The 15744-nt window shown below is 70.2% G+C and carries 14 protein-coding genes; 10 read left to right on the top strand and 4 right to left on the bottom strand.

Translation table 11 applies throughout. The features are described from left to right. Positions 1-76 precede the first annotated feature (76 nt). The gene (locus AC0682_RS07055; protein WP_478531390.1) at positions 77-514 is read left to right on the top strand and encodes a YchJ family protein; all 438 of its coding nucleotides are present in this window, start codon (positions 77-79) and stop codon (positions 512-514) included. A gap of 70 nt (positions 515-584) precedes the next feature. Here AC0682_RS07055 and AC0682_RS07050 read toward each other — a convergent pair whose 3' ends face one another. From AC0682_RS07050 to AC0682_RS07035, 4 genes are all read right to left on the bottom strand, one after another. Further along, entirely contained in the window at positions 585-2678 is a 2094-nt protein-coding gene (locus AC0682_RS07050; protein ID WP_478531389.1) for an MDR family MFS transporter, read from the bottom strand. Between the two features lie 57 nt (positions 2679-2735). Then, positions 2736-3584, bottom strand: a complete 849-nt coding sequence (locus AC0682_RS07045; protein WP_478531388.1) for an ATP-grasp domain-containing protein — start codon at positions 3582-3584, stop codon at positions 2736-2738. Positions 3585-3686: 102 nt separating this feature from the next. Then, entirely contained in the window at positions 3687-3950 is a 264-nt protein-coding gene (locus AC0682_RS07040; RefSeq protein ID WP_478531387.1) for a hypothetical protein, read from the bottom strand. A 238-nt stretch (positions 3951-4188) separates the two neighbouring features. Continuing rightward, positions 4189-5403 carry a PucR-like N-terminal domain-containing protein gene (locus AC0682_RS07035; protein WP_478531385.1) on the bottom strand — a complete coding sequence of 405 codons (1215 nt, stop codon included), beginning with the start codon at positions 5401-5403 and terminating at the stop codon, positions 4189-4191. Between the two features lie 625 nt (positions 5404-6028). Between AC0682_RS07035 and AC0682_RS07030 the strand changes: the two genes are divergently transcribed. The 9 genes from AC0682_RS07030 (at position 6029) to AC0682_RS06990 (ending at position 15743) form a co-directional block, all read left to right on the top strand. Beyond that, positions 6029-6964: a hypothetical protein gene (locus tag AC0682_RS07030; protein WP_478531384.1), complete on the top strand. Its 936-nt coding sequence runs from the start codon at positions 6029-6031 to the stop codon at positions 6962-6964. Between the two features lie 160 nt (positions 6965-7124). Beyond that, positions 7125-7781, top strand: a complete 657-nt coding sequence (locus AC0682_RS07025; protein ID WP_478531383.1) for a hypothetical protein — start codon at positions 7125-7127, stop codon at positions 7779-7781. Between the two features lie 316 nt (positions 7782-8097). Continuing rightward, positions 8098-9618, top strand: coding sequence for a DUF6801 domain-containing protein (locus tag AC0682_RS07020; RefSeq protein WP_478531381.1), 1521 nt, complete (start codon positions 8098-8100; stop codon positions 9616-9618). Positions 9619-9744: 126 nt separating this feature from the next. After that, a complete protein-coding gene (locus AC0682_RS07015; protein ID WP_254811329.1) occupies positions 9745-10743 on the top strand; it encodes an ABC transporter ATP-binding protein in 999 nt (332 codons plus the stop codon). Next, the gene (locus tag AC0682_RS07010) at positions 10740-11615 is read left to right on the top strand and encodes an MlaE family ABC transporter permease (protein ID WP_478531380.1); all 876 of its coding nucleotides are present in this window, start codon (positions 10740-10742) and stop codon (positions 11613-11615) included. The genes AC0682_RS07015 and AC0682_RS07010 overlap by 4 nt, the downstream gene beginning before the upstream one ends. A 3-nt stretch (positions 11616-11618) precedes the next feature. Beyond that, positions 11619-12422 (top strand): MlaE family ABC transporter permease, encoded by an 804-nt coding sequence (locus AC0682_RS07005; protein ID WP_254811327.1) that lies wholly within the window; start codon positions 11619-11621, stop codon positions 12420-12422. Beyond that, entirely contained in the window at positions 12422-13702 is a 1281-nt protein-coding gene (locus tag AC0682_RS07000) for an MCE family protein (protein ID WP_478531379.1), read from the top strand. Before AC0682_RS07005 ends, AC0682_RS07000 begins: the two co-directional genes overlap by 1 nt. Then, complete coding sequence (locus AC0682_RS06995; protein ID WP_478531378.1) at positions 13699-14730, top strand: MCE family protein; 1032 nt, start codon at positions 13699-13701, stop codon at positions 14728-14730. Before AC0682_RS07000 ends, AC0682_RS06995 begins: the two co-directional genes overlap by 4 nt. Further along, entirely contained in the window at positions 14727-15743 is a 1017-nt protein-coding gene (locus AC0682_RS06990; RefSeq protein WP_478531377.1) for an MCE family protein, read from the top strand. The genes AC0682_RS06995 and AC0682_RS06990 overlap by 4 nt, the downstream gene beginning before the upstream one ends. Position 15744 lies beyond the last annotated feature (1 nt).

Genomic DNA, 15744 nt, shown 5'->3' with positions numbered 1-15744 from the left:
GGGGGGCATCGGGGCGCCCGGGCGTGCGGCCCAGGACCGCCGAACCACTCGTCGTCCCCGGCGGCACAATGGACCCATGTCACGACGCACCTCCCGCCCCCGGCAGCAGCCCGCCGCCCCGCGCATCACCGCCGCCTCGCCCTGCCCCTGCGGGCTGGCCGCGACGTACGGGGAGTGCTGCGGGCGCTTCCACTCCGGCAGCGCCGCCGCCCCGACCTGCGAGGCCCTGATGCGTTCCCGCTACGCGGCCTTCGTCGTCCAGGACGCCCCGTACCTCCTGCGCACCTGGCACCCCGAGACCCGGCCGCCCGGCGTGGACTTCGATCCCGCGATGCGCTGGATGGGGCTGGAGATCCTCGACACCACCGAGGGCAGCGCGTTCCACACCACCGGGACCGTCACCTTCCGTGCCCACTACACCGACGACGGCCGGCCCGACTCCCTCCACGAGCAGAGCCGCTTCGTCCGCCATGAGGGCGCCTGGGTCTACGCGACGGCGGTCTTCGTCGACTGAGAACCCTTACCCACCGGGCCGCCCGGCCTGGCGGCCCTCACCGCCGGGCAACCGCCCCGACCTGGGGAGATCAGGCGGGCGCCCCCACCCGCTCGGAGCCGCCCGGGTGGGGCTCCGGTGACAGCTCCTGGGCCAGGTCCTCGGCCAGCAGCCGCTTCGCGATCACGTCCACGGCGGTCCGCAGCTGTCCGTCGTCGGGCCGGGCCCCGTCCTCCGCGAGCCGTTCGTTGAGCCAGCGGCCCCAGGCGTCCGAGATGACCCGGGCCTCGCGGGCGCCCGCCGCCGTGTGGGAGAAGATCCGGCCGTCCCCCGTGAGATAGCCCTCCTCGATCATCCGGTCGAAGACGGGGACCAGCACCTCAGGCGGCAGCCGGTGCCGGGCGGCGATCAGCCGCAGCCCCGCGTGGCCGACCATCCGGGTGAAGAGGTCCACCTGCATCACCGCCCAGGCCCCCGCCATGTCCAGCCGGGTGTCGGACTCCCGGATGATCCGCCGGGCGGTGTCCGGACCGGCACTGTGCAGGATCGAGGCCACCGAGATCTCCAGCAGCTTCTCCGAGTCGCCGCTGCCCGGCTGGGCGAAGCCCTCGCCCATGTCCGTCGAGGCGAGCCGGGCCGAGTCCCGCAGCTTCACCTCCTTGAGGAACAGTGCGACGACGACGCCGATCAGCGCCACCGGCACGGTCCACAGGAACACGGTGTGCAGGGTCTGCGCATACGCCTGGGACAGCGGCTCCACCTGGGCTGCGGGCAGAGCGTGCAGGGCCTGCGGGCTCTCCGCGGCCCGGGCCAGGACCGCCGGATCGCCGCCCGCCGCCACCGCCTGGGCGATCCCGTCCCGGAGGTTGGGCGTCAGGGCGTTGACGTAGATCGTCCCGAAGACGGCCGTGCCGAAGGCGCTGCCGAGCGTACGGAAGAACGTCACGCCCGAGGTCGCCGTCCCCAGGTCCGCGTAGTCCACGGTGTTCTGCACGGCGATGGTCAGCACCTGCATGGCGAGCCCGATCCCGAGCCCCAGCACCACCATGTACAGCGACTCCATCCACACCCCGGTCTCCGGCCCCATCCGGGAGAGCAGGAAGAGCCCGGCCGCCATGACCAGCGTCCCGGCGACGGGGAAGAGCCGGTAGCGGCCGGTCCTGCTGACCACCGTGCCGCTGAAGATGGAGGCCACCAGCAGCGCGGCGACCAGGGGCAGGGTCCGCACGCCCGAGAGGGTGGCCGAGTCCCCGTCCACGTACTGGAGATAGGTCGGCAGGAAGATCATCGAGCCGAGCATCGCGAAACCCACGATGAAGCTGAGGACCGAGCAGACGGTGAAGACAGGGTTCCGGAACAGCCGCATCGGCAGCATCGGTTCCTTCGCCCGGGTCTCGATCAGGCAGAACAGCGTCAGGGCGATGATCCCGCCGACGAACAGGCCGATGATCATGGGGGAGCCCCAGGCGTACTCGTTCCCGCCCCAGCTCGTCGCGAGGATCAGCGCGCTCGCCCCGACGGCGACGAACGCGATCCCGGCGTAGTCGATGACCGGCCGCCCCGCCGCCTTCACCGCGGGGATGGTCCGGGCGGCGGCGATCACCACGACGATCGCGATGGGGACGTTGACGTAGAACGCCCAGCGCCAGGTCAGGTGGTCGGTGAAGAGTCCGCCGAGCAGCGGCCCGATCACCGTCGAGATGCCGAAGACGGCCCCGATCGCGCCCTGGTACTTGCCGCGCTCGCGCAGTGGGATCACATCGGCGATCAGCGCCATCGACGTGACCATCAGGCCCCCGGCGCCGATGCCCTGCATCCCGCGCCAGATGATCAGCAGCAGCATGTCGGAGGCGAGCCCGCAGAGGAACGAGCCGGTGACGAAGATGATCGCCGAGACCTGGAAGACCAGCTTCCGCCCGAACAGGTCGCCGAACTTGCCGACCAGCACGGTGGCGATCGTCTCGGTGAGCAGGTACGCGGTGACCACCCACGACATGTGCGCGGCGCCGCCCAGGTCCGAGACGATCGTCGGCAGGGCCGTGCCCACGATCGTCTGGTCGAGCGCCGCCAGCAGCATCCCGAGCACGATGGTGGTGAAGACGATGTTGCGCCGCCGCCGGTCGAGGACGGGCGGCGGCGCGGCGGCACTCTGCGCGGCGGGGGCTTGCTCGCTGGCAGTGGTCACGTCTGCACCCTCACACCGGCCCCCGCCACCCGCATGCCGGGGCCGTCCTAACGGGGGTCAGCCGGCCATCGAGGCGAGCGACGCCGTCAGCCGGGCCACGAACGCCTCCCGGACCTCCTCGCCCACCCGGTCGAGCGACAGATAGGGATTGAGGTCCTCCAACTCCACGAGCAGCAGCGTCCCCTCGGCCGTACGGCAGGCGTCGACCCGCTGGATGCCGTACGGGAGGGAGTTCCAGGCGATGAACCGGCGGGCGAAGTCCAGATCCTCCGTGCTCGCCGCGTACGGCTCCAGCACCCACCGCCGCTCCGGGTCCGGCGCGTACAGGGCGTACTGGAAGTGGTGGTCGACGAAGTAGAAGGACACCTCGTACCGGAAGTCGATCCGGGGCTGTACGAGCAGCACCCCGTCGGCCTCCCCGGCGAGCTCGGCCCCGACGTCCGCCCCCGCGACGAACCGCAGCCCCTCCGAATCGGCCCCCAGCTTCGGCTTGACCGCGTACCCCCCGGCCTCCGGCAGCAGCCCCAGGTCGGCCGCCCGGTCCACCGTGGGGATCACCGGGTACCCCTCCCGGCTCAGCTCCACCAGATATCCCTTGCCCGCCATGTCCCCCCGCCCGCTCAGCGGGTTGTACACCGGCACCCGCAGCTCGACGGCCCGGGCCCGGAACGCCTCGTACGCCTGTGGGTAGTGCAGGACGGGCCCGCTGTTCCGTACGAGGACGGCGTCGAACCGGTCCAGCAGCGCGGCCGCGTCCCGGGGGTGGCAGAGCGCCACGTCGAACGCCTCGCGCAGCCGCGAGGCCAGGAAGACGTCCTCGTCGCAGTAGCGGCGGCCCCGTGCCTGATAGCCGAGGTCGGTGACGAGGAGGAGGGAGGGGCGGCGGACACCGCGGCGGGTCGTCATGGGTTCTCCCAGGGAGCGGACGGCTGGACGGCCACTATCCCCGACGGCCCCGCCGGCCCCGGCGCAGGGGTGCCCGCCCGCCTCGGGTCGAGCACCGCCCGGTCAGGCGAACGACCCCGGTCCCACCGTCAGCCGGGGGTGGTGGGCGGAGAGGACCTTGTTGGCGCGGGCCAGTTCGGCGAGAGCCTGTTCGCGGTCCGCCTGGTCCTCCAGGGCCAGCCGGGGCCCTCGGAACCGGCGGACCTCGCGGGCCGCGCAGTCGGCCTCGAACTCCGCCTCCAGGATGTGCGGCGGGATGCACGAGCCGATCAGCGCGGCGACCCGGTCCGGGATCGGCACGGGGACGAGGAGGTGCGAGGCGGTCATGGGACGTTCCCTCTCGGATGGTCGGCCAGGAGGCGGTACGTGGGTGCTGCCGCCGGATGAGCGGCAGACTCCTCCCTGTGTACGGGACGCGGTTCCGGGTTTCTCGTCGGATACGTCTCCGTGTCGCAACCGTTGGGGGACTGACCGTCTATTTCGTCTTACCCGCTGGTAAGTTGACCTGTCGCTCCGGACGTGATCCGGATCGCGGGGGCGCGCCGGATCACGTCCGTGTGCCGGATCAGGGGGAGGCGCCGGCCGAGCGGGCGCGCAGCCGTAACGCACGCAGCACGGCCTCGGTGGCGAAGCGGCTTTCCGGGTCGACGAGTTGATCGCCGAAGATGGTCTCCAGGCTGCGCATGCGGTAGCGCACGGTCTGCGGGTGCACATCGAGCAGCTCGCCCATCTGGGCCGCTGTGCCCCGGGTGTCGAGCCAGATCCGCAGTGTCTCGATCAGCCGTTCGCGGCGAGTGGCGCTGATCCCCGCCACGGCGGCCAGCTCCCGCTGGGCGAGCTGGTCGAGCAGGGCGGGATCGGAGAGCAGCCACAGGGTGATGAGGTGGTCCTCGCAGCGGATCAGCGGGGCGTCGTCGATCACTCTGGCGTCGACGAGCTCCAGCACCCGGCGGGCCCAGCGGATGGAGTCGCAGGCCAGGGCCGTCGGGACGGTCAGCCCGATCGCGGCGTGGCAGCCCGGCAGGGCCTGGGCCAGCATGGCGCTCCGGGGCTCGTCCAGGGGGCCGGGGAGCAGCAGATGCGGCTGCGGGTCGCTGAGGTCGAAGAGGATGTCCCGGTCCACGCCGGGCCGGTCCAGCGCGGCCGGGGCGCGGACGGCGACCAGGGTGACCTCGTCGGGCAGCGTCCAGCCGGTCTGCTCGCACAGGTCCGCTATGGCGCTGCGGGGGGCGGGCCGTCCGGCGAGGACCAGATGGAGCAGCCGTCTGCGCAGCGCCTCGCCCTGCTCCCCGGACTGCGACTGGACTTCCAGGAAGCCTTCACGGGAAAGCGCTTCCAGCTCGTCGACATAGGCGAAGAGCGCGTCCGCGAAGCTGAGCATCAGGGTGGGGGAGAGGTGGTAGCTCTGCCCCACCTTCTTGGCCCGCCGCAGCGCCACCCGCGCGCCGAGCCGGTAGGCGCCCTGGAGGGTGTCCATGGTCCGGCCCTCGTACGCCTCGAACCGCCCGAAGCGACGGCACATGTCGTCCCGCACGGTGGTGGAGGCGGTGGGCTCGGCCACCAGGTCGACGAAGGACGAGAGGCTCTGCTCCACGCCCACCCGGATGGCCTGGCCGTTCGGGCCGTCGAGCAGCCGGGCGTATTCCGGATAGGCGCGGGTGACCTCCACACCGATTTCCTTGATGAGGCTGGGGAGTTCGGGCCGCATGATCGCGGCGAATTCCTGGGGGAGCGGCCCCAGGGGGTCATCGGTGTCCAACGGCTGTATGAGGTGTGCCATATGCCAAGTCCCCTCTGCTCCCGGCGCCCGGTGGTGGGGTGAGACGGTGGGGAAAGCGCTCCCACGAACCGACAGGTGCGTACCGAGTCCGCGACGAAGATAGACCACGGAACAGGCACTGCACACCACTTGGACAAGATCGGGGTGCAGGGGCCACGCATCATGTCCGCACGGTGGGACTTCCGTGCAGGTCGGGCGGTGCTGCGCGCTTTCGGACAATGAATTTCGGCCGCCGGCTCGGGAGGTGACAAGGCGGTCCGGCGTGGGCCGGGGTCGGGCCGGAGGAGGACGGGATCCGCCGGTCGGCCGGCATTCCGGGGACGCCAATGCGCATTCCCTGACAAGGGCGTGACCCGCGGTTACTCATTTACGGATCAAAAACGGGGGCCAGGAAAAATTCTTGGCCGGACGGATTGTGTCGCTGTGTTTCCCGCGAGTAACATCACGCTTCGTTCAATTCGGCCACGAAATCTGCCCGAAATTGACGCTCAGATCTTCTCTTCCCCGGGTCCACCCCGCGGCTCCACCACTGCCGACGTCTGCGTCGCGGTGCGGGCATGCGTCGGAGAACCGGTCAACTTCGCGCACAAGGCCGCACATGGGGCGGCTCACCAGAGGGGACGACATGAGATCCGTTTCCAACCGCACCCGCATAGGGGTGCTCGCGGCATTCACGGCGTTCAGCGCCGTGCTCTCCACCGGTTCGGCCGCCGCGCAGACTCGGCTCAACGGCGACTGGGCCCCCTTCGACCGCTGCCCGGTCGACGCACCCGCCATGCTCGCGGCGGACGGCATCGAGACCATCGCCACCTGTATCGCCTCCAGCTCGGTCACCGGGTCCATCACGCTCGGCAAGAGCCAGGTGCCCACCGGCAACAGCGATCTGCAACTCGGCGTCATCCAGCGCAGCGACGGCACCAACACCCTGGTGGCCCCGCCCGGCGGGGCGCTCACCGCCGATCCGGCCGAGATCCCCGGCGGACTGCTCGGGCTGATGTGCCCCAGCGGTATTCCGCTCGTCTCCGCCATCTGCCGCCAGCTGACGGACAACAACCTCAACCGGGTCACCGCCACCATCGAACCGGCGGGCGCGCCACGGGACTTCACCATGGCGGCGGCCTTCTCCACCGGTGAGCCCATTCTCACCATCCCGGTGCGCATCCACCTGAAGAACCCGTTCCTCGGGGACAAGTGCTTCATCGGGACCACCGCCGACCCGGTGCTGCTGAAGCCGCAGAACCTGAACGCGCCGAGCCTCTCGCTCCAGCGGTTCGCCGCCGACGGCACCCGCGACGACGAGGGCGAGATGGGCCGCTACACCTTCTCGGGCGCCGACCAGGCCGACGCCATGTTCGCCGTCCCCGGGGCGAGCGGCTGCGGAGTGGCCGGACTGCTGGACTGGGCGGTCAACCTCAAGACCGGGCTGCCGTCCGCCTCCGGGAAGAACAGCGTGAAGCTCGACAACACCTCGACCTACTTCGGCAGCCCCTACGACCCGGCCTCTCTGGCGCCGAACGAGGGTCGCAAGCTGTCGGAATTCTGGCACTCCGCGGTGCGGTAGCGGCCCACCCCCTCCATTCCCCGGCGCCCTCCATTCCCCGGAGAGCCCCGCACAACCCGAAGAAGGAGGTGGTCCCGTCCAGTTCGAAGCGTGCCGCCCGAACGCCTCGGGCGCACGTCCACTCGTATCCCCAACAGGACAAGAAAAAAGGAGTAATTCCATGATCAAGCGATCCGGCGTACTGACCGCGATCGGTGCCGCCGTGGCATCCGTCGCCCTGGCCGTCCCCTCGGCCATCGCCGCGCCGAGCAGCTGGACCATCACGCCGACCGGCAACTTCACCGGCAGCGCCGGTGTCACGGTCCTGACCGACAACAACGGCAACAAGATCCAGTGCGCCAGCTCCGCGGCATCGGGCACCGCCCCCACGTCCCCGGTCTCCGGCTCCCCGGCGCAGCTCGCCTCCATCTCGGCGATCTCGTTCAACTCGCCGTGCACCGGCCCGTTCAGCTCCACGTGGACCGTCTCCACCACGCCCCCGTGGCAGATCTGGGGGCACGACTACGCGGCGGGCGCGGGCACCAACTCCACCGGCCAGACGACCGGTGAGATCAGAGCGATCAAGGCGAAGGTGACCGGCAGCAGCCTGCTGGGCCCCTGCACCTTCGACGTCACCGGCAAGGTGGCGGCCAAGTACAACAACCCGAGCTCCGGTGGCAGCAACGGCACGCTCAACACGGCGGGCGGCGGTCTCACCCTGACCATCGCCAACAAGGTCGGCGGCGGCTGCGGCATCGTCGGCAACACCGCCAGCTTCCAGGGCCTCTACACCATCGTGAACACGGCCACCGGCAAGTCCCCGGTCATCAGCGGCTGACGCGGCTGATCTCCCGCCGCCGATGCGCGGCTCGTGAGCATGGGTGCCCGGCCGTGCGGTCCCGGCGGCCGGTCACCCATGCTTCTCCACTCACTCGCCGATAATTCCCCGGAGCGGAATTGTCATCGGCTGACAAGAATCGAACTCCCGTTAAACGGCGGAATTACCGGCTCTTCCCAGACGCCCGGAAGGGTGCGTAGCGTACCCGTCGGTAAGGGCCATTCCGAGCCGCCCGAAAGGCCGTTGCCGAGAAGTGGACCCCATTTCGCAGCCATCGCACCGATGGGCCCGCGCGCGCCGGAAGGACACCATCCGCATGACTCTCGATGCACGCGCCGCGGCGAGACGCCCCGTCCACCTCGCCCTGGGCGGAGCGCTCGTCGTCGCCACCGCGCTCATCCCCGGCGCCGAATCGGTGGCGGCCGACCAGACGTCCGAAGTCGCCGTCCCCTACACCTGCCCCTTCCCCTCCGGCACGGAACAGGTGGAGGTCGGCGTGAAGGCGGTCCTCCCCGTCACGGCCCGGGCCGGCGAGACGATCCGCCCGCAGGACGTCTCCGTTCAGGTGCCCCTGCCCCCGTCCGCGCTCACGCGGTTCACGGCCCTGGAGGCGGCCACCCTGTCCGCCACCGCCGAACTGACCGTACGCAACACCAACGGCGACCGCACCGCCGACGCCTCCTGGCAGCAACTCGAAGCCCCCGAGGTCGCCTTACCCCCACCGGGGGAAGGTGAGAAGGACCCGGACGGTGTGGTGCTCACCGCCACCGGAGAGGTCCCCACCGTCGCCTTCGGCACCCCCGGCCCCGCCACCCTCGCCCCGGCCGGGCTCACCCTCACCCTCTCCTCCTTCACCGAGGGCGGCGCCCCCACCGCACCCCCGCACCTCACCGTCGTCTGCGCCCCCGCCGACGACCAGGAGCGCTCCCTCGCCCGTATCACCGTCCGCGACGGAGCCGGCCCGACCACCCCCGCCCCGGACCCCACCACCCCCCGCGAGGACGCGGCCGAACCCACCGCACCACCCGCCCGCCCGGTCCCCGGACTCGTCCCGGACGCCCACCGGAAGATCGAGGACCTCACCGAGGCGCGGCTCGAAGCCCTCGACGACGAGAACCCCGGCAGCTGCCCCATCGAGATACCGCCCGAGTGGATCATGACCACGGCGGAGACGTACGCCGCCGGGTACGCCAACGCCGTCAAGCTCGACGGGGCCGCCGCCCTGGGACCCGCCTTCATGAAGGTGGTCCTCAACAAGCGGTACATCAACGACTCCTGCGCCTCGACCGTCGACGTCACCTCGGAGGTGGAGTTCGAGTACGAGGGCAAGCGCCAACTTCCCCCGACGAAGGCCACTTTCCTCTCCTACGGCTTCATGCCGACCACCGCCACCATGGTGCTCGAACAGGTCGGCCCCCCGGCCGTCGTCCAGACCCACACGGTCACCAACACCCCGACCTACCCCGAGGAATCCACGGTCACCGCCCAGCTCTCCATGCGCCTGTACGACGTGGAGGTGAACGGCGTACCGCTGGACGTCGGGCCGGACTGCCGCACGGAACGGCCCTTCGAGCAGGTGCTGCGGGGATACGGCCAGAGCTATCCACCGGCCGGATACCTCGTGGCGACCGGCGGAAACCTCACCGGCTACGCGCACATCCCGCCGTTCAAGGGATGCGGCGTCGGGGAGAATCTCGACCCGCTCTTCACCTCGGCCATCTCCAGCGTCGGCGAAAAGGCCGACAACTACACCAAGATGACCCAGGCCCCGCTCTGTGTGGCGACCAACCCGGACGGCCCCGACTGCCCTCCGAAGGTGCCCGAGCCCCAGAGGTGACCGCAGCCGACACCGGACGACCCGGCAATTGCGCACACCCCTCCGCGATACGCCCCCTCCCGCCGACTTCCGACCGCCGGAGCGCTGACAGATGACGATGGCCACCACCCCTTCGAAGGAGGACCGATGGGAATCGAAGTAGTCGTCGAGGGCCTGACGAAGTCCTTCGGCAAGCAGAACATCTGGCAGGACGTCAGCCTCACCCTGCCCGCCGGTGAGGTGAGCGTCATGCTCGGCCCTTCCGGCACCGGAAAGACCGTGTTCCTGAAATCCGTCATCGGACTGCTCAAACCCGAGCGGGGCCGCGTCCTCGTCAACGGCGTCGACATGGTCAACAGCTCCGAACGCGACATCATGGAGACCCGGAAGCTCTTCGGCCTGATGTTCCAGGACGGGGCCCTCTTCGGCTCGATGTCCCTCTTCGACAACATCGCCTTCCCCCTGCGCGAACACACCCGCAAGAAGGAATCCGAGATCCGCCGCATCGTCATGGAACGCATCGACACCGTCGGACTGCTCGGCGCCGAGGGAAAGCTCCCCGGCGAGATATCCGGCGGTATGCGCAAAAGGGCCGGACTCGCCCGCGCCCTCGTCCTGGACCCGCAGATCATCCTCTGCGACGAACCGGACTCCGGACTCGACCCCGTGCGCACCGCGTACCTCTCGCAGCTTCTCATCGACCTCAACGCCCAGATCGACGCGACGATGCTCATCGTCACCCACAACCTCGACATCGCGGCGACCGTCCCGGACAACATGGGGATGCTGTTCCGCCGCAACCTCGTCACCTTCGGGCCGCGCGAGGTGCTGCTCACCAGCGACACCCCGGTCGTCTCCCAGTTCCTCGCCGGACGCCGCGAAGGGCCCATCGGGATGTCCGAGGAGAAGGACGCCGCCACCCTCGCCGCCGAGCAGCAACGCAGCGACGCCCTCGGCCGTGCCGACACCGTCACCCGGCCGAGGACCGTCGTCCCGCAGCTGGAGCCCTCGCCCGGCATGCCCGTACGCCAGGGAGCACTGCGCCGCCGCGAGCGGGTCATGGCGATGATGGGCCAGCTGCCGGAGGCCGCCCGTACGGCCATCCTCAGCAGCTACGCCCCGGCCGCGGGAGGTGCGAGAACGTGACCGCCCCGCTGCCGGTGCGGCCGCCCGACCCGCCCGGGGGACCCGCACCGGACCTCTCCAAGGCCCCCGCCCTCGTCCCCGCAGCCCCGGAACAGCGGCGCCCCAGCCGGCTGCTCGCGCCGCTGCGGGAGACCGGGAAGCTGTTCGCGCTCGCCCTCGCCGTCGCCCGGGCCGTCTTCCGCAGGCCCTTCCAACTGCGCGAGTTCATCGAGCAGTTCTGGTTCGTCGCCAGCGTCACGATCCTGCCCGCCGCGCTCGTCTCCATCCCGTTCGGCGCGGTCATCGCCCTCCAGGTCGGCTCGCTCACCCAGCAGCTCGGCGCCCAGTCGTTCACCGGCGGCGCCAGCGTCCTCGCGGTGATCCAGCAGGCCAGCCCCATCATCGTGGCGCTGCTCATCTCCGGCGCCGCGGGCTCCGCGATCTGCGCCGACCTCGGCTCCCGCAAGATCCGAGAGGAGCTGGACGCCATGGAGGTGATGGGCGTCTCGCCCATCCAGCGCCTCGTCGTCCCCCGGGTACTGGCCACCATGCTCGTCGCCGTCCTCCTCAACGGCCTGATCTCGGTGGTCGGCACGCTCGGCGGCTACTTCTTCAACGTCATCATGCAGAACGGTACCCCGGGCGCCTATCTCGCCAGCTTCTCCGCCCTCGCCCAACTGCCCGACCTGTACGTCAGCGAACTCAAGGCCCTCGTCTTCGGTTTCATCGCGGGCATCGTCGCCGCCCACCGAGGCCTCAACCCGCGCGGCGGCCCCAAGGGCGTCGGTGACGCGGTCAACCAGTCCGTCGTCATCACCTTCATGCTGCTGTTCTTCGTGAACATGGTCATCACGGCGATCTACCTCCAGATCGTCCCCGCGAAGGGGGGCTGAGCCATGGCGACGCTCAGCTGGCTCGACCGATCGGGCGACCAACTCACCTTCTACGTCAAGGCCCTGCTCTGGGTGCCGCGCACCCTGCGCCGCTACCTCAAGGAGGTGCAGCGGCTGCTGGCCGAGGTCGCCTTCGGCAGCGGCGGCCTCGGGGTCATCGGCGGCACCATCGGCGTGATGGTCGCCATGACCCTCTTCACGGGCACGGTCGTGGGCCTCCAGGGGTACGCGGCGCTCGACCAGATCGGCACCTCGGCCTTCACCGGTTTCATCTCCGCCTACTTCAACACCCGGGAGATCGCCCCGCTCGTCGCCGGGCTCGCCCTCTCCGCCACCGTCGGCGCCGGCTTCACCGCCCAGCTCGGCGCCATGCGGATCAACGAGGAGGTCGACGCCCTGGAGGCGATGGGCGTGCGGTCGATGCCGTACCTCGTCACCACACGGATCATCGCCGGGGTCGTCGCGATCATCCCGCTGTACGCGATCGGGCTGCTCTCCTCCTACCTCGCCTCCCGCTACATCACCATCCTCTTCAACGGGCAGTCGGCGGGCACCTACGACCACTACTTCAACCTCTTCCTCTCCCCGCAGGACGTGCTGCTGTCGGTGCTCAAGGTGCTGATCTTCAGCGTCCTGGTGATCCTCGCCCACTGCTACTACGGCTTCCACGCCACCGGCGGCCCCGCCGGGGTGGGCGTGGCCGTGGGCCGGTCGGTGCGGAACGCGATCGTGCTGATCAGCGTCACCGACTTCTTCCTCTCCCTCGCCATCTGGGGCGCCACGACGACGGTGAAGGTGGCCGGCTGATGAGACCGCGTGCAGCACGAACCGTCCGCCGCCGAGTCGCCGGGGTCGCCTTCCTCCTGGTCCCCGCCCTCCTCATATGGGTGTCGGTCGCCGTGTACGACAAGAAGTTCACCGACGACGCCACCGTGACCGTCCGCACCGGGCCGGTCGGTAACGAGATGCACGACAACGCCGACGTGAAGCTGCGCGGGGTCGTCATCGGACAGGTCAGGTCCATCGCCACCGACGCCGAGGGGGCCCGGCTCACCCTCGCCATCGACCGCGAGAAGCTGGAGCGTGTCCCCGCCGACGTCACCGCGCAGATGCTCCCCACCACCCTCTTCGGCCAGCGGTTCGTCGCCCTCGTCCCGCCCCGCGTCCCCTCCGGGCGAACCCTCAGCGACGGAGCCGTGATCCCGCAGGACCGCTCCAGCAACGCCATCGAGCTGGAGGAGGTGCTGGACAACGTCCTGCCGCTGCTGACCGCGGTGAAGCCGGAGAAGCTCTCGGCCACCCTGAGCGCCGTCTCCCAGGCGCTCGAAGGGCGCGGCGAGAAGCTGGGGGAGACCCTGGCCACGCTCGACGGTCACCTGAAGAAGTTCAACCCCCAACTCCCCACCCTCAACGAGGACATCAAGCAACTCGTCAAGGTCAGCACGCTCTACGCGGACGCCGCCCCCGATGTGCTGGACGCGCTCACCGACGCCACCACCACGAGCGGCACCATCGCCGAACAGGAAGCGCGGCTCGCCGCGCTGTACGGCACCACCACCGCCTCCGCCCGGGATGTCACCTCCTTCCTGCGGGAGAACAGGGAGAACCTGATCCGGCTCTCCTCCTCGGGGCGCCCCACGCTCGAACTCCTCGCGAAGTACGCCGACTCGTTCCCCTGCACGCTCCGCACGGTCGCGGGATTCGTGCCCGCCATGGACAAGGCGCTCGGCAAGGGGACGAACGAGCCCGGACTGCACGTGACGGTCAAGTCCGTCCCCTCGCAGGGGAAGTACGTCCCCGGCAAGGACACCCCGGTGTACGACTCCACCGGCGGACCGCGCTGCTACTCGGTGCCGTACGTCGGCAAGGCCGCCCCCACCGCCGAAAACCGCCGGGCTGCCGACGCCACCGCCCCGCCCCCGGCCACCCGCGACACCGCGCTCGGCCTGCCCAACTCGCCCCAGGAGTCCCGGCTCGTCAACGAGCTCGTCGCCCCCTCACTGAACGTGCAGCCGCAGACCCTGCCCGACTGGAGCAGCGTGCTCATCGGTCCGGCCTTCCGCGGTGCGGAGGTGAAGTTCAAGTGAAACGCCGCTCCCTCACGGGACCGCTCACCAAATCCCTCGTCTTCGTCCTGGTGACCGTTCTCGCCACCACCGTCCTCGGCCTCTCCATCGCCAACACGGGCGTGGGCGACACCACCACGTACAAGGCGCGGTTCACCGACGCCACCGGTCTCATCCCCGGCGACAGCGTCCGCATCGCCGGGGTGAAGGTCGGCCAGGTCGAGTCCGTGCGGGTGGCCGACCGCCGGGTTGCCGAGGTCACCTTCGGCGTACGGAAGGGGCGTACGCTCCCCGCCTCGGTGACGGCCTCCATCAAGTACCTCAACATGGTCGGCCAGCGCTATGTCGCCCTGGACCGGGGCGCCGGCCCGGTCGGCCGCACCTTCGCCCCCGGGGCCACCATCCCGCTCGACCGCACCACCCCGGCGCTCGACCTCACCCAGCTCTTCAACGGCTTCCAGCCCCTCTTCGAAGGACTCTCCCCACCGGACGTCAACCAGCTCGCCGGCTCCATCGTCCAGGTCCTCCAGGGCGAGGGCGGCACCGTCGACTCCATCCTCCGCCACGTCGGCTCGCTCACCACCACCGTCGCCGCCAAGGACAAGGTGATCGGAGAGGTGATCAAGAACCTCAACACGGTCCTGAAGACGGTCAACGACCGGGAGGCCGGGTTCGACGACCTCGTGGTCACCCTGGAGAAGCTGGTCTCCGGCTTCTCCGGCGACCGCAAACCGCTCGGTGAGGCCGTCACCGCCATGGGCGCCCTGACCACCGTCACCGCGGACCTCTTCCAGGACGGTCGGGCGCCCCTCAAGGAGAACATCCGCCAGCTGGGGCGCCTCAGCGGCGAGTTGGAGAAGGGGACACCGCAGATCGAGAACTTCCTCGACAAGACCCCGGCCAAGATGGAAGCGATCAGCCGCCTCACCTCCTACGGCTCCTGGCTCAACCTCTACCTCTGCGAGGCCAAGGTCGGCGGGGTGGCCACCGACGACGGCTCCACGCCCCCCACCGGCATCGCCATCACCCAGCCGAGGTGCCTGGCATGACCCTCACCCCCGTCCGGGAACGCAACCCGGTCGCCGTCGCCGTCGTAGGGCTCCTCGCCCTCACCCTCCTCGCCCTCACCGCCTGGCGCGCCGACTCCCTGCCCTTCATCGGCGGCGGCACGACCTACAGCGCCGACTTCACCGAATCCGCCGGCCTCTCCGACGGCGACGAGGTGCGGATCGCCGGAGTGAAGGTCGGAGAGGTCACCGGGGTCTCGCTCGACGGGCCCCGCGTGAAGGTCGACTTCAAGGTCAAGGACGCCTGGATCGGCAACGCCTCCACCGTGGGCATCGCCGTCAAGACCCTCCTCGGCGAGAAGTACCTCGCCGTCGACCCCCTCGGCAACGCCCCCCAGGACCCCGGCTCCCGGATCGCCGCGAGCCGCACCACCTCCCCGTACGACGTCACCCAGGCGTTCAACGGGCTGGGGGAGACCATCGAGGAGATCGACACCGAGCAGCTCGCCAAGAGCTTCGAGACGATCTCCGCCACCTTCAAGGACTCCCCGCCCCATGTCCGCAGCGCCGCCGAAGGGCTCTCCGCCCTCTCCCGTACGGTCTCCACGCGCGACGCCCAGCTCGCCACGCTCCTGCGGAGCAGCAAACAGCTCACCAAGACGCTCGCGGGCAAGAAGAGCAGCTTCGAAACCCTCCTGGAGGACGGCAACCTGCTCCTCGGGGAACTCCAGGCCCGCCGCGACGCGATCCACCTGCTGCTCACCGGCACCCGCAGCCTCGGCACCCAGCTCACCGCACTCGTCGAGGAGAACGACAAGCAGCTCGGCCCCACCCTCGCCTCCCTCGGCCGGGTCACCGCCGTCCTGGCCAAGAACCGCAAGAGCCTGGACCGGGTGCTCGCCATGACCGGCACCTACAGCAGGCTCGTCGGCAACACCCTCGGCAACGGCCGGTGGTTCGACACGTACGCCTGCGGAGTCGTCCCCCCGAACTACCTCCCCGCCGGCACACCCCCGGCCACCGGATGCATGCCACCCCAGCAAGGCGGCCGCTGAC

Source organism: Streptomyces sp. NPDC043746 (assembly GCF_056436485.1).
The sequence above is the reverse complement of the archived record's forward strand: the minus strand, read 5'-3'. Positions and strand labels throughout refer to the sequence as shown.